Consider the following 20,570-nt stretch of genomic DNA (forward strand, 5'->3'; position numbering starts at 1 on the left):
CAAGTGGCGCGGCGATCGATGTATCCGATGGGATATAATGATTGTCGCGGCATGCCTGTTGGCGGGGTTCGCAGTTTCAGTATCGGAGTATCGATTTGACGTTCGAGATCATTTTCTGCCAGGGACGCATCGCCGACCGTAGCCCTGGCGCGATCGAAGGCGCGGGCAAGACAGCAAGAGCCTTGCAGGAATTGACAGGACTGCCACTGCGTTCCGTGGGAACACCTTCACCACCCAAACAAGACGACTGGTCCAGCAGCCTGCCCGAAGCAACCGGCACGCTGACAGAACTTCAATGCGAAGTGGCCGACATCTTTCGTCGTGGCCAAAGGCCGTTGATGGCCATGAACACCTGCTCCGCGAGCCTCGCAACACTGCCGGTTGTCGCGCGTGTCCATCCTGAAGCAACGATCCTCTGGATCGACGCTCACGGCGACTTCAACACCCCTGAGACCACCGGAAGCGGATACTTGGGCGGCATGGTTCTCGCCGCGGTCTGCGGCCTCTGGGAGAGTGGTCTCGAACAGGGTGTCGATCCGGCCAGAGTCGTGATTGCGGGCGCACGAGATATCGATCCCGCGGAGGCAGAACTGCTCAGACAGGCCGGTGTCTGCGTGCTCTCGCCTGAAAAAACAGATCCGGATTCGATCATCTCAATTATCGGCGATCGGGCCGTATGGATTCACGTCGATTGGGATTCTCTGGAGCCCGGATTTGTGCCGGCGGCCTATGCCGTGCCGAATGGCCTGCTGCCAGAAACGCTGCGCACCATCTTCGAGAAGATTCCGGCAGACCAAATTATCGGCGTTGAACTTGCCGAATTCGAGGCATCCTCTGACGGCGAGAAGGATGCCACGTCGCTGCGTTTCCTGATGGACGCAATCTCGCCGCTGCTTGGATCGAAATAACGCAGTGAACGGCGCCCGCCGAGCAAGCCGATGACATCGAATGCGCGTTCAGCAGAGCGGACAACCGCAGAACCTGCACGCTTCAACGCGCCGAGCACTTGCCATTCTCCAACGATCGACGACAGCCGCCGCTCGGCAAACCTTCGCGTGATGGATCGCGCTCAGTTTCGGCGGCCGGCAACCAACCGCAGCCCCGTTTCGGCCTGCTGTCCGCTCGCGACCCTGAACACCGAGACGAGTTCGCGCAAGCGATTGGCCTCGCCGGCAAGCACTGCGGATGCGGCGTTGCTTTCCTCGACCATGGCTGCGTTCTGTTGGGTATCCTGATCCATGCCGTTCATCGCCGTGTTGATCTCGACCAAGCCGATGCTCTGTTCGCGCGAAGACAAGGCGATTGCTTCCATATGCTGGTTAATGGCCACAACGTGCCTGCCGATGCCGTGGAGAGCCGCACCTGTGTCCTTCACCGCCCGTACCCCCTCCTCAACCTCGATAGTCGAACCATCGATAAGAGCCTTGATCTCCTTGGCCGCGTTGGCCGAGCGCTGGGCCAATTCGCGAACCTCATGCGCTACAACCGCGAACCCGCGACCAGCCTCACCGGCACGGGCCGCCTCAACGCCGGCGTTCAGGGCAAGAAGATTGGTCTGGAAGGCAATCTGGTCGATCGTCGCGATGATGCTTGCGATACGCTTTGAAGACCCCTCGATCCGTTCCATCATGGCAACCGCCTCATCCACAAGCGCCGTCCCCTTCGAAGCGCTGTCATTGGCCTCTCGCGCCACCTGTTGGGCGTCCTCAACGCGTTTGGTCGCGTTCGACACATTTGCCGTTATCTCGTCGAGCGCAGCCGCTGTTTGCTCGAGAGAGGCTGCCTGGCGCTCCGTTCGCTGCGCCAGCTGGCTGGCACCACTGCTGATCTCCCGGGTACCGTTGTCGATGGAATGACTGGACTGCATAATGTCGCCCATCACACCGGCCAGCTGTTTCAACGTCGCATTCAGATCGCCCCGCAGGCTTTCGAAATCCGGCGCGAAGGGTTCGACGAGTTGGAAGGAGAGATCGCCTGCGGCCAACCGCTTCAGGCCCGCGCCAAGGTCGCCGGTAGCCTGCAGCAGCCGTTCGCGCGCCAGCGCCTCGGCCTGCTCCTGCATCTGAGCCCGGTTGGCCTCGGCATCTCTGCGCGCCGCTGCCGCTTCCGCTTCAAGCGCCGCGGCAGTGATCGCCTGCTGCCGGAACACCTCAAGCGCCTTCGCCATCGCCCCAACCTCGTCGCGCCTTGCTGCGCCGGGCGCCGTTTGACCGGTGTCTCCTTCGGCCAGGCGGCGCATGGCAGCGGTAATCATGAGGATCGGCGCGCTGATCGATCGGCCGATCAGCCAAACGCTGAGCAGAATGAGACCGATCGCGGCGGCGATCAGCGCGACAACGATCGTGATATTGCGTTGACCGACGCGATCATTCTCCTTGAGAGTAGCGACCTCTGCCGCGGCGTAGCTTTGAATGATGTCCGAAAGCACCGGCTGCACCGCGGAATAAGCAGAACCGACCGCCTCGCGAGCGGAGGCCTCCTCCAGCGTTGCATTGCCATAAAGCCGGAACGCATTCTGGTAGACAGAGAGTGCTTCCGCAGCGCGCATGCGCTGTGCGCCGGGCCGGAATGCCTTCTTCATCAACTCGGTAAACGTCGCGACTTCGGCGGCGTGTTTGGCCAGGTAATCGGGATTTCGGCGCAGGATGAAGTCCTTCTCATGCCGGCGCATCATCAACATGCTGGCCTTGAGCTCGGCATCAGCGACGCCTTCAAGCTGGCCTTCGATCGAATGCACGGCATCGCGCATGGCCCCTTCAAGACCCTGCGACGGATCAAGACCCAACTCCTTGTCCTTTGCCACAAGCGCCGAAAACGTGCCCGCGTAGGCCTGAAGCGCACCGCTTAACGCGTCAAGCTTCCCAGCCTGCTCAGGCGCCGCATCGCCCTTTAGCTTGTCGATCACCGAGTTTGCTCTCTGAAGCGCTTTGTCGAAGTCTTCGACAGCACCAAGCTGCCGCGTGAGCAGGAATTCCTTTTCCCAGATCAGAGTGTCGCGAATGTCGTCCCGCGCGGCTGTGACATCACGTTGCTGTTTCGCCAGGCTGTCAGCCGTCTGCCGATAGCGGGCTTCCACTTGCCGTTGGCCGATGAAGATCGCGGAAATCGCGACAATCCCGATCAACGCCACCAAGGCAAGCAACATCACCCGATGGGCAATTTTCAGGTTTGAGAGTAAGGCCACGATACACCCCCGGCAATTTCGTCTCGGGCTTACACCACCCATGACGTTAAGCATTCACAAACCGGAGATGAAACTTTGATGATTTGGCGAAGAAAATAACCTGGGCGTGTTTCACGGCTTTCATCTCAACCTGTGCTGCCGTGGCGGCATCGCATTCGCGACCGCATTCCGGCGTGTCCGCCTTCAATCTCCTGCGCGAAGTAACAGTTTGCTTGCGATATAGCGTATGGCACTTGTTGTACGCTTGATGGCGATATAGCGTATACGTGATCGAAACATTCATTGAAGTCCCATGTCATCGAATTCCGACCGGGTAGACATCGCCCATCGCACCCTTAGACAGGCCATCATCGAGCAGGCGATCAAAGCCGGCACCAAACTGCCGGAGGATGAGATCGGCAAGCACTTCTCCATGAGCCGCACCCTGGTGCGCGCCGTGCTGGCCAAATTACAGGCGCAGGGGCTTGTCGACACCTATCACAAGCGCACCGCCACCGTGGCGCAGCCGAGCCTCGAAGAAGCACGCGATGCATTCGCCGTGCGCCGTGCGCTGGAGCGCGAGGTCATGAAGGCCGTGGCCAAACGCTGGAGCCCGGCCATCGAGAAGAGCCTGCGCGAGCATGTGCAGGAAGAGGAAGCCGCCCATGCCAAAGGTGATGTCCGGCTTTCGACGCGGCTCGCCGGTGAATTCCATCTGAAACTTGCCGACCTTGCGGGCAATACCCTTTTGGAGCGCTATCTCTCCGAACTGGTGTCGCGTTGCTCGCTGATCCTTGCCATGTACAGCCGCCCGCATTCGAGCGAATGCGCTATCAGCGAGCACTCCGGGCTCATCGCCGCACTCAAGAAGGGCGATATCGCGGCTGCCGAGCGCTTGATGGACGATCACCTCTCGTCAGTGGAAAGCCGGGCGTTGTTCGAGGACGAGCCTGCCGCCGAGCCTGACCTCGGCTCGATCCTCTCCCGTTTCTCCGCCCGCGGCGCGGGCTGACTGCCGCTTTTTCAAGCGTGTATACATGATTTTGCACTTTATGTAGACGAAAAATCTGGAGCAATTTTGCGTCTTTCTGGACACCATTCGGCGCCGCGCTCGTTTTATCTCAATGAATACATACTTATAGGGCTTTAGCGCGGCGGTTGGCGCGCTTATCGATACGGACTGGCATCAATGTTGCATACGTGATTATAGAGATCATGTAGCCAAGATTGTCATCATGCCACATACGATATCGCCACATACCGAACACCGCCTCGAGCTGCGAGGGATCCGCAAGGCCTATCCGGCCGTCGTCGCCAATGACGGGATCGACCTCTGCGTCCGTCCGGGCGAGATCCACGCCGTCGTCGGCGAGAACGGCGCCGGCAAGTCGACACTGATGAAGATCATCTACGGCATGGTTCGGCCAGATTCCGGCGAACTGTTGTGGGATGGGCGCGAGGTGTCGATCGCCTCGCCCGCCGATGCACAGAAGCTCGGCATCGGCATGGTGTTCCAGCACTTCGCGCTGTTCGACACGCTGTCGGTGGCCGAAAATATCGCGCTGGCTTTGCCGGGCCGGCCGGCAATCGAACCGTTGTCGAGAAGGATTGCTGAGGTCGCCGCGCGCTATGGCCTGCCGGTGGACCCGGAGCGGCATATCTATACGATGTCGGTCGGCGAGCGACAGCGGGTCGAGATCATCCGCGCGCTGCTACAAAATCCGCGCCTGCTCATTCTCGACGAGCCGACGTCGGTGCTGACGCCTCAGGCCGTCGAAACGCTGTTCATCACGCTGCGCCAGATCGCGGCCGAGGGATGCAGCATTCTCTATATCAGCCATAAGCTGAACGAGATCAGGGATCTCTGCCACACGGCGACCATCCTGCGCGGCGGCCGGGTTACCGGCATGTGTGATCCGAGGCAGGAAAGCCCGGCCTCGATGGCACGCATGATGATCGGCGCCGATCTCCCGAGCTTCCGTCATCGCGGCGATACGTCGGCCGGCAAGACGCGTCTCAGCGTCTCCGGGCTGACGCTTACCACCCAGGATCCGTTCGGAACGGCACTCAGCGACATCAGCTTTGCAGTGCGCGGTGGCGAAATCCTCGGCATCGCCGGCGTCTCGGGCAATGGCCAGCAGGAGCTACTGGCAGCACTGTCGGGCGAAACGCCGCTCTCGAACGCCGACACGATCACTATCGACGGTAAGCCGGCGGGCCATCGCGATCCGGCCGGCCGGCGGCGGCTTGGCCTCTGCTCGGTGCCCGAGGACCGGCTGAAGCAGGGTTCGGTCCCCTCGCTGCCGCTCTTGGAAAACGTGCTGCTCACCGCCAATCGCAACGGCGCCGTAAGCGCCGGGCTCATCCGCTTCGATCGCGTGAAGGCCTATGCCGAGCGCTGCATTCAGGCCTTCGACGTCAGGACGCCAGGCGCCCAGGCGCGGGCCGGCAGCCTGTCGGGCGGCAACCTTCAGAAGTTCATCATCGGCCGCGAGATCCTGCAGGAGCCGGGCGTGCTGATCGTCTCGCAGCCGACCTGGGGTGTGGATGTCGGCGCGGCGCTCGTCATCCGCCAGGCGCTGCTCGACCTGCGCGATCGGGGTGCGGCGATCGTCGTCATCTCCGAGGAACTCGACGAACTCTTCGAGATCTCCGACCAGATCGCCGTCATCGCCGGCGGCCGGCTGACCGCGGCCATACCGATCGCCGATGCCAACCGCGATGCGATCGGCATTGCCATGTCCGGCCAGACTACCGGCGACGAGCCAGATGAACGCGCCAGCAAGGAGCTCGCCCATGCGCTTTGAACCGCGTCCCAATCCCTCGCGCATCATGATCCTGATGTCGCCGGTCATCGCGATCGGGCTCACGTCGATCGTTGCCATGGTGCTCTTCGCGCTTGCCGGCCAGAACCCACTTGAAGCGCTGATCACCTTCCTGACCGCGCCACTCGCCGATCTCTACGGTTTCGGCGAACTGCTGATCAAGGCAGCACCCCTGGTGCTGATCGGCGTCGGGCTCGCGATCGGCTTTCGCGCCGGCATCTGGAACGTCGGCGCCGAAGGGCAACTGACCGTGGGCGTCATCTTCGCCGGCTATGTCGCGCTGAAATATGGGCCAGCCGGCGCCTGGTGGGTTTTGCCCTTGATGGTGATCGCCGGCGCCCTCGGCGGCGTCGTCTGGGCGGCCATCCCGGCGCTGTTGCGGGTCAAGTTCAACGCCAGCGAAATCCTGGTCAGCCTGATGCTCAACTACGTCGCGGCACTCTGGCTCTCCTGGTTGATCTTCGGCCTCTGGCGTGACCCGGCCGGGTTCAACTTCCCGCAGTCGGAGCCGCTGGCGCCGGATGCCCTCTTCCCGATCCTGATCGAGGATACCCGAGCGAACGTCAGCGTACTCTTCGCGCTCGGCGCGGTCATCGCCGGCTGGCTGTTCATGAACCGCAGCTTCGCCGGCTTCCAGCTCAAGGTCACTGGCCTCTCCGAAGGTGCGGCGCGCTATGCCGGCTTCGGCGTTAGCCGCGCGGTCTGGATCGGCATGCTGGCAAGCGGAGCCGCGGCAGGCATCGCCGGCGTCGGCGAGATCGCCGGCCCGCTTGCGCAGATCTTCCCGACCGCCTCTCCAGGCTATGGCTACGCGGCGATCATCGTGGCCTTTCTCGGGCGGTTGCACCCGGTCGGCATCCTGCTCTCCGGCCTCCTGATGGCGCTGCTCTACCTCTCGGGCGATGTCGCGCAGATGTCGCTCGGCATGCCGTCCTCGATCACCGGCCTGTTGCAGAGCACGCTGCTCTTCTTCCTGCTGACGACAGACGTCTTCATTCAATATCGCATCCGCTTCCAGTCCTCCAACCGGCAGGGAGCCGCCGCCTGATGGACCAGATCCTCCCCATTCTCGTGGCCACGCTCGTTGCCGGCACGCCCCTGATCTACGCAGCACTCGGCGAACTCGTCGCCGAACGTTCCGGCGTGCTGAACATGGGCGTCGAGGGCATGATGGTCATCGGCGCGGTGATCGCCTTCATCGTGATGATGGCGACCGGCAGCCTGTGGCTCGCCGTCTTCGCGGCGATGCTGGCGGCGATGTTGCTCGCCCTCATGTTCGCGGTCCTCGCCGTCGGCTTCCGCGCCAACCAGATCGCGGTCGGGCTGGCATTGACGATCTTCGGCACCAGTCTCGCCTCGTTCATCGGCAAACCCTACATCGGCATGGCGATCGTGATCGAGCCTTCGGCGGCATCAAGGCTTGCCGCGAAAATCCCGCTGCTCGGCGTGGTTCTCGGCCAGCTTCATCCACTGACATGGCTGTCCTGGGCCTTCTTCGCCAGCGTATGGTATTTCCTGAACCGCAGCCGCAGCGGACTGATTTTGCGCGCCGTCGGCGAATCGCCCACTTCCGCGCACGCGCTCGGCTATCCCGTGAACACGATCCGCTACCTGGCCACCCTGTTTGGCGGCGCCAGCGCCGGCATCGCGGGCGCCTATGTCTCGATCGTCTACACCTCGCTTTGGACCGAGGGACTGATCGCCGGGCGCGGCTGGATCGCCGTGGCGCTGGTGGTCTTTTCCACCTGGCGGGCGGGCCGCTGCTTTCTCGGCGCTTATCTATTCGGCGGCGCCACCATCGTTCAGCTCTTCGCCCAAAGCGCCGGCATCGGCCTGCCGTCCGAGCTCATGTCCGCCCTTCCCTATCTCGTCACCATCGTCGTGCTGGTGCTGATCTCGCGCAACGCCGCGCTGATGCGCCTCAACGTCCCCGCTTCCCTCGGCAAGCCATTTGCTGCCGAGGGCTGAAACTGCCGTCCATCGTCCAAGTCGAACATCAACAGAGGGAACCGAAATGACAACATTTTCCAGACGCGACTTCCTGAGAACCAGCGCCGCCGGCGCGCTTGCGATCGGCGCGGGCACAAGGCCCCTTTTCGCCGCCGAAGAGCCTCTCAAGGTCGGTGTCATCCATATGGGCGCCATCTCCGATACCGGCTGGGAATACTTCCAGGCCAACGCCTGGAAATCGCTCGAAAAGGAATTCGGCGACAAGGTGAAGGTAACGGTGCTCGAAAACATCGCACAGGTGCAGGATTGCGAGCGCCTGTTCCGCCAGCTTTCCGCCCAGGGCAACAAGCTGATCTTCGGCACCACCTTCTCGCAATATGCCTCGCTGAAGAAGCTGGCGCCGATGCTACCCAAGTCGCATTTCGAGTGCTGCGCCGGCATCGAGGCCGGCAACAATCTCGGCGTATTCGAAGCCCGCCACTATGAGGGCACCTACCTCACCGGTATCGCCGCCGGCCGCACGACCAAGACCAACGTTCTCGGCTGGGTCGGCGCCTTCCCCGTGCCGCAGGTCATCTATAGCCTCAACGCCTTCCTGCTTGGCGCCCGCTCGGTCAATCCCGATGTGACGCTGAAGGTTGTCTGGGCCAACGCCTGGGTCGACCCCGGCAAGGAAAAGGACGCGGTCGCGGCACTCATCGCGCAGGGAGCCGACGTCATCTCCGGCAGCCCCAACACGCCGGTGCAGGGACTGGCCGCCGAGGAGAAGGGCGTCTGGTCGATCGGCTCGACGGGCGATTTCTCCGCCTATGTAAAGAAGAAGCAGCTGGTTTCCTTCGAACTGGACTGGAGTGCCGCACATATCAACGCCGCCAGGGCCGTGATGGCCGGCAACTGGAAGCCGGAGAGCCGCTGGCTTGGCCTCGGACCGGGCGGCTACGTCAAGATGACGACGAGCAACACGGAACTGCCGGAATCCGTCGCCGCCGAAATGAAGGCCGCCGAGGCCGCGATCATCAGCGGCAAGCTGAAGCCCTTTGCCGGCGAGATCAAGGATCAGAAGGGTGATGTGAAGGTCGCCAAGGGCCAGGAGCTTGCGGATACCGACATCAAGGGCATGACCTGGCTGATCGAAGGCGTGCAGGGCACCCTGCCGCAGAACTGATCGGCGCGCCGCGCCGACCACACGACATCGCTTCTCCCCTGGTTGGGGAGGAGCATTGCAAACGACGATAGAACAAAGACATCAAGGGAGACCCCGGTGACCGAAACACTGTTTACGAACGCCAAGCTGGCCGATGGCACGCTCAACGACATCCTCGTCTCGGACGGCCGCATCGCGGCAATCAACAAGGCCGGCGCGAGCGCAGCCGCCGCCAAGACCGTCGACATTGCCGGCGCGCTTCTGGTCCCGAGTTTCGTCGAGGGACACATCCATCTCGACACCAGCTTCTACGGCGACAAGTGGATCCCGCACAAAGCCTGCACCAACGGCTTCGACGTGCATGAGCGCGTGACCTTTCAGGCCGAGAACATGGCAGGTGCCGCGCCGATGGACGAGCGCGCCCGCAAGCAGCTCGATCTCTGCATCGCAAACGGCGCGCTGCAGATGCGCAGCCATGTCATGGTCGATGGCTCGGTCGGGCTGAAATCGCTAGAGACGATCCTTGCCGTACGCGAGGCCTACAAGGATATCATCGACATACAGCTGGTAGCGTTTCCGCAGAGCGGCATCCTGAAAAGCCCCGGCACGCCCGAACTGATGGACGAGGCGATCGGCATGGGCGCCGATCTCGTCGGCGGACTCGATCCACTCTCCTTCGACCGTGACATCAAGGGGCATCTCGACGTGGTCTTCGGCATTGCCGAAAAGCGCGGCGTCGACGTCGATATCCACCTCCACGACGCCGGCACGATGGGCGCGATGACGATCGAGGAGATCTGTGCCCGAACAGTCGCGCTAGGCATGCAGGGGCATGTCGCCGTCAGCCACGCCTATGGCCTCGGCGATCTCGGACCGGACGCGATCAAGAAGATCGCTGCGCTGATCGCCAAAAGCGGCGTCGCGATCATGACCAACGCGCCGGGCAACCACAACTTCCCGCCGGTGGCGCTGCTGCGGGCGGCCGGCGTCACGGTCTTCTCGGGCAACGACAATATCCGCGATTCCTGGTGGCCCTTCGGCGATGGCGACATGCTGCGCCGCGCCGAGATCATCGCCTATCGCTCCGGCTTCTACACGGATACGGAACTCGCCGCCGCCTTCGACGTGGTGACCGCAGGCGGCGCCAAGGCGCTGAACCTCGAAGGCTATGGCATCGCGATCGGCGCCAAGGCCGATTTTGTGACGCTTGCGGCCGAGCACATCCCGGAAGCCGTCGTCGCCATTCCGAAGCCCCGCCGGGTCTTCAAGGAAGGCCGATTGGTTGCAGAGAACGGAGCCGTGGTCCGCTGATGAACTATCGGAGCCGGCAGACCGAAACGGCCGTTGCGCAATCGCGCGACGGCATGGTGACGACGCCGCATTGGGCGGCGAGTGAGGCCGGCGCCAAGGTGCTGGCGCGCGGCGGCAATGCAATCGAGGCGCTGGTCGCGGCAGGCGCCGCGCTTTCCGTCACCTACCCGCATTTCTGCGGCCTTGGTGGTGACGCCGTCTGGATGGTTTGCGACAGGGATGGCGACGCGCACACCTTCCTCGGCATCGGCCAGGCTGCCGCGAATGCCCGGGTCGACGGCCCGATCCCGCCGCGCGGTCCGGCCTCGACGCTGACGACCGCCTGTCTGGTCGATAGCTGGGAGAAGGTGCTCGATCACTCCAAGACAATCTGGGGCGGCTCCGAGCAGCTCTCTACATTGCTTGACGATGCCATCGCACTCGCCGAAGACGGCTTTGCCGTCAGCCCGTCGCAGACATTCTGGCATGATTTCCGCGCCGGCGAATCCGCGACATGGCCAGGCTTTCGAGACCTCTTTCAACGCGAGGGCATCCAGCGACAAACTGATCTGGCGCAAACCCTCAAGGCCATCGCCGCGAATGGCGCGAGGGAATTTTACGAAGGCGAACTGGCGGACCGGATCGCGCGCAGTCTTGCCGCCGCAGGCTCACCGCTGACGGCCGCCGACCTCGCCGAAACGCGAACCCGCATGGTGGAGCCGGTGCGGCTCGCCTATGGCGACACCGTTCTGCTGGCGCCACCGCCGCCGACGCAGGGCGTTACCACCCTTGGCATCATGGCTGTGCTTGCAAAGCTGGCGCCGAAGGACAAGGCACCCGATAGCGCTGCTTATTACCATGCGCTTGTGGAAGCCGTGAAGCAGGCCTTCCTCGATCGCCATCTGATCGCGGATCCGGAGTTCGCCGTAGATGCCACGAAAGTGCTTCTGGACCCTGAGCGCCTGGCCGCGAAGGCCGCCGAGATCGATCCCAGCCGCGCCGCCGCCTGGCCCATACCCTACAGGCAGGGCGACACAGCGCTCTTGGCTGCTGTCGACGCCGACGGCCGGGCCGCCTGCTTGCTGCAAAGCATCTATTTCGATTGGGGAAGCGGCGTCGTTGCCGGCGACACCGGTATCCTTTGGCAAAACCGGGGCGCAGCCTTCAGCACCGATCCCGCCAGCCCGAATTTCATTCAACCCGGCAAGCGGCCCTTCTACACGCTGAACCCTGGCCTTGCGCTCAAGGACGGACGCCCGCATCTGGTCTACGGAACACAGGGTGCGGATGGCCAGCCGCAAACGTTGGCGCTGTTGCTCAGCCTGTTGATCGACCATGGGCTTGATCCGCTGGCCGCCCTCTCGCGGCCGCGCTTCCTGCTCGGCCGCACCTTTTCCGATACTCGCGACAACCTCAAAATCGAGGAGAACATCGGAGATGATACCCTCGCGACCCTGGGCTCCATGGGCCATGAAGTCGCGACCATCGCGCCCCTCAGCCCACTTGGCGGGCAGGCAGGCATCATTCGCATAAATGGAGACGGACAAATGCAAGCAGCTCACGACCCGCGCAGCGATGGCGGAGCCATCGGCCTATGAGCAGTTTGTCCGATAATCTTTTCGACCTCGTCATCCGCAATGTTCGCGTGGAGGAAGATGGTGCCCTCGTCGACATCGCGGTGCGCGATGGCTTGATCGCCGCGATCGAACCGAATTTCCGCTGCGATGCTGTCTCGGATGTCGACGGCAAAGGCAGCTTCGCGTTCGGCGGCCTCGTGGATACGCATGTGCATTTGGACAAGGCCTGCATTCTCGACCGCTGCTCGATCTGCGAGGGAACGCTCGCCGAAGCAGTGCGCGAGACGGCGCGCGCCAAATCCGGCTTTACCGTGGACGACGTTTACGAGCGAGCCGCCCGCGTCGTCGAGAAGGCGATCTCTCATGGCACGGTGCGGATGCGCACCTTCGTCGAGATCGACCCGCGCGCCGGTTTCCGCTCCTTCCAGGCAATCAAACGCATCAGGGCGGACTACGCCTTCGCGATCGATATCAAGATCTGTGCTTTCGCGCAGGACGGCCTCACCAACGAGCCTGAAACCTTGGCGATGCTCGACGCAGCTCTTGCCGATGGCGCCAATCTCATCGGCGGCTGCCCCTACACCGACCCCGATCCTGAAGCCCACATCGCCAGGATCTTCGAACTCGCGGTGAAACACGACGTCGCTGTCGATTTCCACCTCGACTTCAGCCTCGACCCCAACAAGACCGACCTGCCCTCCGTCATCGCGGCCACCAAACGCCACGGTTGGCAAGGCCGGGTCTCGATCGGTCATGTCACCAACCTCTCGGCATTGCCGGAGGCATCCGTAATCGAGATAGCAAAGAACCTCTCCGAAGCAGGGATCGCGCTCACCGTCTTGCCTGCCACCGACCTCTTCCTCAACGGTCGCACTTACGACCATCTGGTGCCACGCGGCGTCGCCCCCGCCCATATCCTCGCCGCCCATGGTGTCGTGACCTCGATTGCAACCAACAATGTGCTCAACCCCTTCACGCCCTACGGCGACGCCTCGCTGATCCGGATGGCCAATCTCTATGCCAACGTCTCCCAGCTCTCGCGAGATGTGGAGATATCAGGCGTATTCGACATGGTCGGGCGATCCGCCGCCCGCCAGCTCGGCGTCCCCTACGGCCTCACCGTGGGCGAGGAGGCGACGATCATTCTCATCGACACAGCAGGACCGAAGGCAGCCGTGCGCGAAATCGGCCGGGTCGTCGCCGGTTGGAAAGCCGGTCGGTCGAGTTTCCACAATGGCCAACCGCAGATTCACAAGCCGCTTTGACGATGATCGCCTTGGCAGACGAGCAGAAACTTTGGTGCGGGCGCGTTATCGACAGCGCAATTGTCCAAATCAAGCAATAACTTGCATGACGGAGCTCGGCGATCCGGTATAGATGGTCATCATCTAATCAACAGCAGCCGGACCTCCCGTGGATCAGATACTCGCCATCCGAACATTTGTCCGCGTCGCCGAGGCCGGCTCGTTTGCCAAGGCGGCGGACACGCTGAACCTGCCTCGCTCCTCCGTCAGCAAGCTCGTGCAGGATCTCGAGGCGCATCTCGGGACCAAGCTGGTCGAGCGCACCACGCGGTCGGTCACGATGACCACGGAGGGGGTGGCCTATCACGAGCGGGCGCTGAAGCTGCTCGCCGATCTCGATGACATGGACGGCACGGTCGCCGGCTCCCGCAGCGCGCCCAAGGGAAAGCTGCGCGTCGACATCGGTTCCGTGCTGGCAAACCAGATCCTCATCCCCGCGCTCGCCGACTTTCGGCACCTGTATCCTGATATCGATCTCATGCTCGGTGTCAGCGACCGACCCGCAGACCTCGTTAGCGAGGGGATCGATTGCGTCATCCGCGGCGGGGCGCTGAGTGACTCATCGATGAAGGCGCGAAAACTTTGCGAGTTGGACTACGTGATTTGCGCGTCGCCCGGCTATCTGGATGGTCTGCCGTTTCCGGAGCGGCCCGATGATATCGAGAGGCATCGGATCGTCAGCTACTTCTCTGCGTCATCCGGAAAGCGGTTTCCATTGCGGTTCCAACGCGGCGATGAGCGAAGCGAGTATCTCCCGACTTCCAGCGGCATTTCCGTCAACGAGAGCACCGCACACCTGAACGCGCTGCTGTCAGGACTGGGTATCGGCCAGAGCTTCGGCTTCGTCGCAAGACCGCACTTCGAGAGCGGCGCGCTGGTCGAACTGTTGCCTGAGTGGAAGCCGGACAATCATCCACTGCACCTCGTCTATCCGGCCGATCGATTTCCAAACCCGCGGCTGCGCGCCTTCACGGAGTGGGCGGCGAAAGTATTCGAAGCCGTAGATGCCAGACGCAATGTGACGACGGAGACCATCCATCCCCATGGATAATGTCTCCACCCTGAGCGGCTTCTCGCCGCCAAGCTGACGAACTAACTTCTCCTCATCGGACGGCGACGAGGCCAACAGCCAACGCCACCTCCCGAACAGTTTCAGAATTTCAACAGGCCGCGCATTCGGGCTGAACCCTTTCGCGCGCCCAGCATCAGGAGAGTAAAATGACCAACAGACTTGAAAACAAGATCGCTGTCGTCACCGGAGCAACCAGCGGGATCGGCCTCTCGACCGCCAAGCTGTTCGCCGCCGAAGGCGCTCGCGTCTACATCACCGGCCGCCGCAAGGATGCGCTGGACAAGGCAGTGGCCGAGATCGGCCATGGCGCGGTCGGCGTGCAGGCCGACTCATCGAGCAATGCAGATCTCGACAAGCTTTTCGCCCAGGTTAAGGCGGAACAGGGACGCCTTGACGCCCTCGTCGTCAATGCCGGTGGCGGCAGCATGCTTCCGCTTGGCCAGATCACCGAGGAACAGGTCGACGACACCTTCGGCCGCAACGTGAAGGCCGTGATCTTCACGGTGCAGAAAGCGCTTCCGCTTTTGGGCAAGGGTTCATCGGTCGTTCTGACCGGCTCGACCGCCGGCACTGAAGGCACCGCTGCCTTCTCCGTCTACTCCGCCTCGAAGGCCGCCGTCCGCAACCTGGCCCGCTCCTGGGCGCTTGATCTCAAGGGCACCGGCATCCGCGTCAACGTCGTCTCGCCCGGCGCAACCCGCACGCCTGGCCTCGTCGAACTCGCCGGCGACGACAAGGAACAGCAGCAGGGCCTGCTCGACTATCTCGCCTCTCGCATCCCGCTCGGCCGCGTCGGCGAATCCGAGGAGATCGCCAAGGCAACCCTGTTCCTCGCTTCCGACGATGCGAGCTTCGTCAACGGCGCAGAGCTCTTCGCCGATGGCGGCCAGGCCCAGGTCTAACCCCACAGCAGGAGCGGCGAACAGACGCTCCACTTCTCATTCTCAAGGAGAGCCCGCGATGCGTGCCGCAGTCTATTTCAAGCATGGGAAGCCTGAGGACGTTCTTCAGGCAGCCGACGTCGAAGATCCCAAACATCCAGACCACAACGAAGTGCTGATCCGGGTGCTTCTCCGGCCGGTTCACCACGGCGATCTTCTCGGTATATCGGGACGCTACCAGCCGGGAGCGGCCGTACCGAAAGAGGGCGTGCGCGTCGGCTTCGAAGGCTACGGCATCGTCGAGGAAGCCGGCAGTGGCGTCGATCTGAAGCCGGGCACACGCGTCGCATTCTTCCCCGGCCGAGGCGCTTGGAGCGAAAAGGCAATCGTCCCGGCCGAATACGTAACCGAAATTCCTGATGACGTATCGGACGAAGCCGCAGCACAGCTTCACGTCAACCCACTGACGACAGCGCTTCTCCTGCGGGCCGTCGAGACATCCGGTGCAAAGCCGGGCCGCGACGTCGTCGTTCTCACCGCCGCAGGCTCAGCCGTTGCCAGACTGGTGATCGGGCTGCTTCTCGATCGCGGCTTCGATGTCGTCGGCGTCGTCCGGCGGGAAGCCGGCGTGAACGAGCTCAACGTCGTATTTCCTGATCTGCCGGTGGTTTCCACGGACAAGCCCGGCTGGCAGGACAAGGTCGTTGCAGCCGCCGACGGCCATCCCATCGGCGTCGTGCTCGACCCTGTTGGCGGCGACACGGCAAGTGCGGCGGTCGGCCTGCTTTCACAAGGCGGCAGCCTGGTGTCCTACGGCGACCTTTCCGGGCAGCCGATCTCGGTGCCCGCGCTTTACTTTTCGACACGTGACGTCCGGCTGTCGGGCGTGACGGTCGGGCGGTGGGCTGGCCTGCCTGTCGAAATCCGCAAGGCCGATCTGAAGCTCGCGCTTGAGCTCGCAGCCGGCAAGCCGGAGCTCTTTCAGGTCGAGCAGACGTTCGATCTCGCGGATGTCGGCAAGGCTGCCGCCCTCGTCGAAAAGCCCGGCAAATCCGGCACGGTTCTGATCGCCTCACGCTAAGCGCGACGCATCCCAAACGCACTTTCAGCCAGCCAAAGGAGAAACGGCCATGGCCGACCACGACAAGACACTGCCGACGAACATGCTCGTCAGCGCCTATTACCGCGTTCACCCTGACGATCGGCAGACCTTCATCGACGCGGTGATCCCGGACATGACGGCGGCAGCTGAGATCGACGGATGCGTCTTCTATGCCTTCGCGCAGGATCTGACGGATCCGAACACCTTCCACCTTGTCGAGGGCTGGAGAGACGAAGCTGCCTACGAAGCACATGAAAACTCTCCAATCTTCCTCAAGGCTCTGAGCACTGTGGTGAAGAATGTCCGGATCCTCGACCGACAAGGTATCCGCTACGATGTCGCAAAGCAGCACATCGACGACCCGCTCGGCCGCGTCTCCTGACACTCTGTGGATCGGATCTTGACCCTAAGCGGACGCCTCCGATCCCGAAACGCTTGAGAGCGGGCTCAAACAGCAATCAAATCGAGGAATAAGAATGACCGATCCATCGACCGTCGCAACGCGCCGGCGTATTCTTCAGTTCGCCCTGGCAGCACCCGCCGTAGCCTCGCTGACATCCCAGGCGGTTGCGGCGCAGGAGGAGCTATCGTTTCCGCCGGCAACCGACGCGATCACGCCTTTCAAGGTTTCCGTTCCGCAAGCCGCCATCGATGACCTGAAGCGCCGCCTCAAGAATACGCGATGGCCCAATCAGGAAACCGTCTCGGACTGGTCGCAAGGTGTTCCGCTCCACAAGGCGAAATCATTGGTCGCCTATTGGGAGCGCAAATATGATTGGCGTAAATTCGAGAAGCGCATTAACGCGTTTCCGCAGTATCGCACCCAAATCGACGGCCTCGGCATCCATTTCATCCACGTGAAATCGAAGCATGAGAACGCCCGGCCGATCATCCTGACCCACGGATGGCCAGGATCGATCGTCGAGTTCCTCAAGGTCATCTGCCCCCTCACCGACCCGACCGCGCACGGCGGCTCGGCTGCGGACGCTTTCCACGTCGTCATTCCCTCGCAGCCCGGCTTCGGCTTCTCCGACAAGCCCACATCGGAAGGGTGGACTGTCGTGCGGACGGCCAATGCCTGGGCCACGCTGATGAAACGCCTCGGCTACGACAAGTGGGTGGCGCAAGGCGGAGACTGGGGATCGGGCGTCACGCATGCGCTCGGACATGTCCGCCCCGAAGGGCTTGTGGCAGCCCATGTGAACTGGCCGCTGGTCTTTCCGGAGAAATTCCCGGATAACCCGACGCCTGATGAGAAGGCCGCGATGGACGCTGCTATGAAGTTCGCGAACGAGCAGTTCGGCTACTTCAAGGAGCAGGCGACGCGGCCGCAGACCATCGGATATGCGCTCGCCGATTCACCCGTCGGCCAGGCGACTTGGATCTACGAGAAATTCCAGGCCTGGACGGACAATCGCGGCGAACCGGAAGACGCGCTGACGATAGACGAGATGCTCGATGACATCTCGCTCTACTGGTTTACGGACACGGCTGCCTCGTCCGCCCGAATCTACTGGGAAAACGCCCGCAACGGCGGTGGCTTCGACGCAGGTCGCATCGAACTGCCGATGGCAGCCACGATCTTTCCGAAAGAGATCTACCGCGCGCCGAAGGCGTGGGCGGAAGCCCACTGGCCGAACCTGTTTTACTGGAACGAGGTCGATAAGGGCGGCCACTTCGCCGCTTTCGAGCAACCCGACCTCTTCGCGCAGGAAATGCGGAAGGCCTTCAAGTCCATCCGCTGATCCAACTCCAGCAAAGCCAAGGAAACAACATGCCTACCAACGAAGAAATCATCCGCGAACTATACCGGACCGCAGAAGTGAAGGATGTGGCGGCATTCGTCGCCCTCTTCGCCGAGGGCGGCTATTTCTGGGACGTGTCGGCCGGCGCGAAATATTACGGCGCCGATATCGGTAAGACGGTCGACATCTACGCCACCGCCTTCCACGACATGCACCGCGAACTCGGAAACTTCTACGTGACCGACGACGTGGTCATTGTCGAACTGACGCTCAACGGCACCCACTCCGGCCCGCTCGTCCTGCCTGCCGGGACGATTGCGGCCACAGGCAAGGAGATGCACGCGCCGTGCTGTGACGTCTTCCATCTGAAGGATGGCAAGGTGACGTCCTTCCATTGCTACACCGCCGCGACGATCATCTTCGGCCAGCTTGGAGTGCTCGGCAACCTCGCGGCGTCGCTCCAGCACGCGTGAAAAAAGTTACGCCGCTCGGGAATAGAATCTGCGCCCGGGTGTCTACCTCGATGTAACAACAAGGAAGAAGCCGATGAACCTCTGGTCCTCCCGAAAGTCGATGGTCCTTGCGGCCACCATCCTCGCGACGGCGGGCGCCTGCGCCGCCTTCGCCCATGATCCCTCGCAGCACGATCATTCGGCGATGCAGATGGATGACGCCGGTCCCGAGGCCGCCTATCTCGCGGAAAACGACGCGGCCATGAACAAGATGATGGCGGACATGGAGGTCAAGCCGACAGGTGATGTCGATCGCGACTTCGTGGCGATGATGACGCCACATCACCAGGGCGCCATCGAGATGGCGCTCGCCGTCCTCAAATACGGCAAGAACGAGCAGCTCAAGCGCATCGCGCAGGAGATCATCGTGGATCAGCAGCAGGAGATCGCGGCCATGAAGCTTGCGATCGGCGATCCGCTCCCCCCATCCGAAGCGGCCCCAACCCAGGTCGCACCGGAGACTACCCCCACCGGATCCACGTCCAGCAAGACCATGCAGGGCATGGACCCCAACATGAAGATGTAACCCAGAGGTCCTCCCAATGAACATTCGTACATCTTTTGCCGCCAGCTTGCTGGCGGGCAGCATGCTATTGCCTTTTTCCGTCCTCGCCGGACAGGCCCCCTTCGCCGCCGCTGATCCCGACATCCCCGTCAGCAGCAAGGACCGCGTCTACGCCGCCGAGCAATTCTCCAATACCGTGTCGGTGACCGATCCCGCGACCAACAAGCTTCTCGGCGTCATCAAGCTTGGCGATCCGCAGCCCGGCAACCTCTCGCCGCTCTACAAGGGCCAGGTGCTGGTCCACGGCATGGGCTTTTCGCCAGACAAGAAGACGATCGCGGTGGTCTCGATCGGCTCGAACTCGGTGACATTCATCGACACCGCGACGAACACGGTGAAGCACACCACCTATGTCGGTCGCTCGCCGCACGAGGCATTCTATACGCCCGATGGCAAGGAAGTCTGGGTAACGGTCCGCGGCGAGGACTATATTTCCGTCATCGACGCCGCCACATTCGAGGAGAAGGCGCAGATCAAGGTGCCGGCAGGTCCCGGCATGCAGATTTTCTCGCCTGATGGCAAGTACGGCTACATCTGCTCGTCCTTCAATCCCGAGACCGTCGTCGTCACCGTCACCGATCACCAGATCGTCGGCCATGTGAAGCAGGCAAGCCCCTTCTGCCCGAATATCGCGGCCTCGCCGGATGGAAAACAGGTGTGGTTCACGCTGAAGGACATCGGCAAGACCCAGGTCTTCAATGCGCAGCCACCTTTCGATCTGATCCAGACGATCGATACCGGCCCGATCACCAACCACGTCAACCTCGTCACCAACAAGAACGGCAGCTTCGCCTACATCACCGTCGGCGGCCTCAACGAGGTGAAGGTCTTCCGCGCCGACAATTTCGAACAGGTCGCGACCATCCCCGTTGGCAACCTGCCACACGGTGTCTGGCCCTCGGGCGACGGCACGCGCGTCTATGTCGGCCTTGAAAACGCCGATGCGATGGCCGCGATCGACACGCTGACCAACAAGGTCATCGCGACGATCCCGATCGGCCAGGCGGCGCAAGCCGTCAACTATGTGCCGAATGCCGTTCCTGAAGGCGACGGCATGCAGAACCTGCAGCCGCTCGGCACCGCAGGCGTTGCCGCCCATCTGACGCTGTCGGCAAAGGGCGACAAGCAAAAGACGGCGCCGACGAGCGTTACGCTCTTCGACCAAGGCCTGACGCAGGTGTTGCAAGCATCGGTGACCGGGCTGGAACCGAAGACGATGTACGTGCTGGCACTCTCCGACAAGGCGGATGGCAGCGGACCGCTCCAGGGCCTGTCGAATTTCATGACGAACCCGGCCGGCTCCGCGATTGTCAACGCGGTCGGCCCGATCCGGCAGATCGTCGAATCCAAGCACAAGGATGAGCGCAGGTATATCGTCGTTGCCTCATCGGTCGACGGCAAGCCCGGCAAGGTCCTGCAGGTGCAAGGCGATTAACGTGA

19 protein-coding genes are annotated in these 20,570 nt (G+C 62.5%); 17 read left to right on the plus strand and 2 right to left on the minus strand.

What is annotated here, in order from left to right:
• Positions 1–95 precede the first annotated feature (95 nt).
• A complete protein-coding gene (locus ACVTFQ_RS23150; protein ID WP_113176930.1) occupies positions 96–908 on the plus strand; it encodes an arginase family protein in 813 nt (270 codons plus the stop codon).
• A gap of 161 nt (positions 909–1,069) precedes the next feature.
• Here the strand turns inward: ACVTFQ_RS23150 and ACVTFQ_RS23155 are convergent, their stop codons facing one another.
• Both ACVTFQ_RS23155 and ACVTFQ_RS23160 read right to left on the minus strand, forming a co-directional pair.
• Positions 1,070–3,145 carry a methyl-accepting chemotaxis protein gene (locus ACVTFQ_RS23155; RefSeq protein ID WP_470424173.1) on the minus strand — a complete coding sequence of 692 codons (2,076 nt, stop codon included), beginning with the start codon at positions 3,143–3,145 and terminating at the stop codon, positions 1,070–1,072.
• A gap of 85 nt (positions 3,146–3,230) precedes the next feature.
• Positions 3,231–3,467 carry a hypothetical protein gene (locus ACVTFQ_RS23160; RefSeq protein WP_162741256.1) on the minus strand — a complete coding sequence of 79 codons (237 nt, stop codon included), beginning with the start codon at positions 3,465–3,467 and terminating at the stop codon, positions 3,231–3,233.
• A 9-nt stretch (positions 3,468–3,476) separates the two neighbouring features.
• Between ACVTFQ_RS23160 and ACVTFQ_RS23165 the strand changes: the two genes are divergently transcribed.
• The 16 genes from ACVTFQ_RS23165 (at position 3,477) to ACVTFQ_RS23240 (ending at position 20,565) form a co-directional block, all read left to right on the plus strand.
• Positions 3,477–4,175 (plus strand): GntR family transcriptional regulator, encoded by a 699-nt coding sequence (locus ACVTFQ_RS23165; protein ID WP_113176932.1) that lies wholly within the window; start codon positions 3,477–3,479, stop codon positions 4,173–4,175.
• A gap of 223 nt (positions 4,176–4,398) precedes the next feature.
• A complete protein-coding gene (locus tag ACVTFQ_RS23170; RefSeq protein WP_470424020.1) occupies positions 4,399–5,970 on the plus strand; it encodes an ABC transporter ATP-binding protein in 1,572 nt (523 codons plus the stop codon).
• Positions 5,960–7,036 carry an ABC transporter permease gene (locus ACVTFQ_RS23175; protein WP_113176933.1) on the plus strand — a complete coding sequence of 359 codons (1,077 nt, stop codon included), beginning with the start codon at positions 5,960–5,962 and terminating at the stop codon, positions 7,034–7,036. Before ACVTFQ_RS23170 ends, ACVTFQ_RS23175 begins: the two co-directional genes overlap by 11 nt.
• Positions 7,036–7,956: an ABC transporter permease gene (locus ACVTFQ_RS23180; protein ID WP_113176934.1), complete on the plus strand. Its 921-nt coding sequence runs from the start codon at positions 7,036–7,038 to the stop codon at positions 7,954–7,956. The genes ACVTFQ_RS23175 and ACVTFQ_RS23180 overlap by 1 nt, the downstream gene beginning before the upstream one ends.
• 46 nt (positions 7,957–8,002) lie before the next feature.
• The gene (locus ACVTFQ_RS23185) at positions 8,003–9,103 is read left to right on the plus strand and encodes a BMP family ABC transporter substrate-binding protein (RefSeq protein WP_113176935.1); all 1,101 of its coding nucleotides are present in this window, start codon (positions 8,003–8,005) and stop codon (positions 9,101–9,103) included.
• 96 nt (positions 9,104–9,199) lie between these two features.
• Positions 9,200–10,393, plus strand: a complete 1,194-nt coding sequence (locus ACVTFQ_RS23190; RefSeq protein WP_113176936.1) for an amidohydrolase family protein — start codon at positions 9,200–9,202, stop codon at positions 10,391–10,393.
• Positions 10,393–11,970: a gamma-glutamyltransferase family protein gene (locus ACVTFQ_RS23195; RefSeq protein ID WP_113176937.1), complete on the plus strand. Its 1,578-nt coding sequence runs from the start codon at positions 10,393–10,395 to the stop codon at positions 11,968–11,970. Before ACVTFQ_RS23190 ends, ACVTFQ_RS23195 begins: the two co-directional genes overlap by 1 nt.
• Entirely contained in the window at positions 11,967–13,214 is a 1,248-nt protein-coding gene (locus ACVTFQ_RS23200; protein WP_113176938.1) for an amidohydrolase family protein, read from the plus strand. Before ACVTFQ_RS23195 ends, ACVTFQ_RS23200 begins: the two co-directional genes overlap by 4 nt.
• A 148-nt stretch (positions 13,215–13,362) precedes the next feature.
• Positions 13,363–14,304: a LysR family transcriptional regulator gene (locus ACVTFQ_RS23205; protein ID WP_113176939.1), complete on the plus strand. Its 942-nt coding sequence runs from the start codon at positions 13,363–13,365 to the stop codon at positions 14,302–14,304.
• A gap of 167 nt (positions 14,305–14,471) precedes the next feature.
• Positions 14,472–15,227 (plus strand): SDR family NAD(P)-dependent oxidoreductase, encoded by a 756-nt coding sequence (locus ACVTFQ_RS23210; protein WP_112949331.1) that lies wholly within the window; start codon positions 14,472–14,474, stop codon positions 15,225–15,227.
• Between the two features lie 58 nt (positions 15,228–15,285).
• Entirely contained in the window at positions 15,286–16,287 is a 1,002-nt protein-coding gene (locus ACVTFQ_RS23215; RefSeq protein ID WP_113176940.1) for a zinc-binding dehydrogenase, read from the plus strand.
• 49 nt (positions 16,288–16,336) lie between these two features.
• Entirely contained in the window at positions 16,337–16,690 is a 354-nt protein-coding gene (locus tag ACVTFQ_RS23220; protein ID WP_113176941.1) for a putative quinol monooxygenase, read from the plus strand.
• 94 nt (positions 16,691–16,784) lie between these two features.
• The gene (locus tag ACVTFQ_RS23225; RefSeq protein ID WP_113176942.1) at positions 16,785–18,053 is read left to right on the plus strand and encodes an epoxide hydrolase family protein; all 1,269 of its coding nucleotides are present in this window, start codon (positions 16,785–16,787) and stop codon (positions 18,051–18,053) included.
• A 29-nt stretch (positions 18,054–18,082) separates the two neighbouring features.
• Entirely contained in the window at positions 18,083–18,526 is a 444-nt protein-coding gene (locus ACVTFQ_RS23230; protein ID WP_112435472.1) for a nuclear transport factor 2 family protein, read from the plus strand.
• A gap of 73 nt (positions 18,527–18,599) precedes the next feature.
• Positions 18,600–19,091, plus strand: a complete 492-nt coding sequence (locus ACVTFQ_RS23235) for a DUF305 domain-containing protein (protein WP_113176943.1) — start codon at positions 18,600–18,602, stop codon at positions 19,089–19,091.
• A 16-nt stretch (positions 19,092–19,107) separates the two neighbouring features.
• Positions 19,108–20,565 (plus strand): YncE family protein, encoded by a 1,458-nt coding sequence (locus tag ACVTFQ_RS23240; protein WP_113200818.1) that lies wholly within the window; start codon positions 19,108–19,110, stop codon positions 20,563–20,565.
• The last annotated feature ends 5 nt before the right edge of the window (positions 20,566–20,570 follow it).

Source organism: Rhizobium sp. O111 (assembly GCF_055616315.1).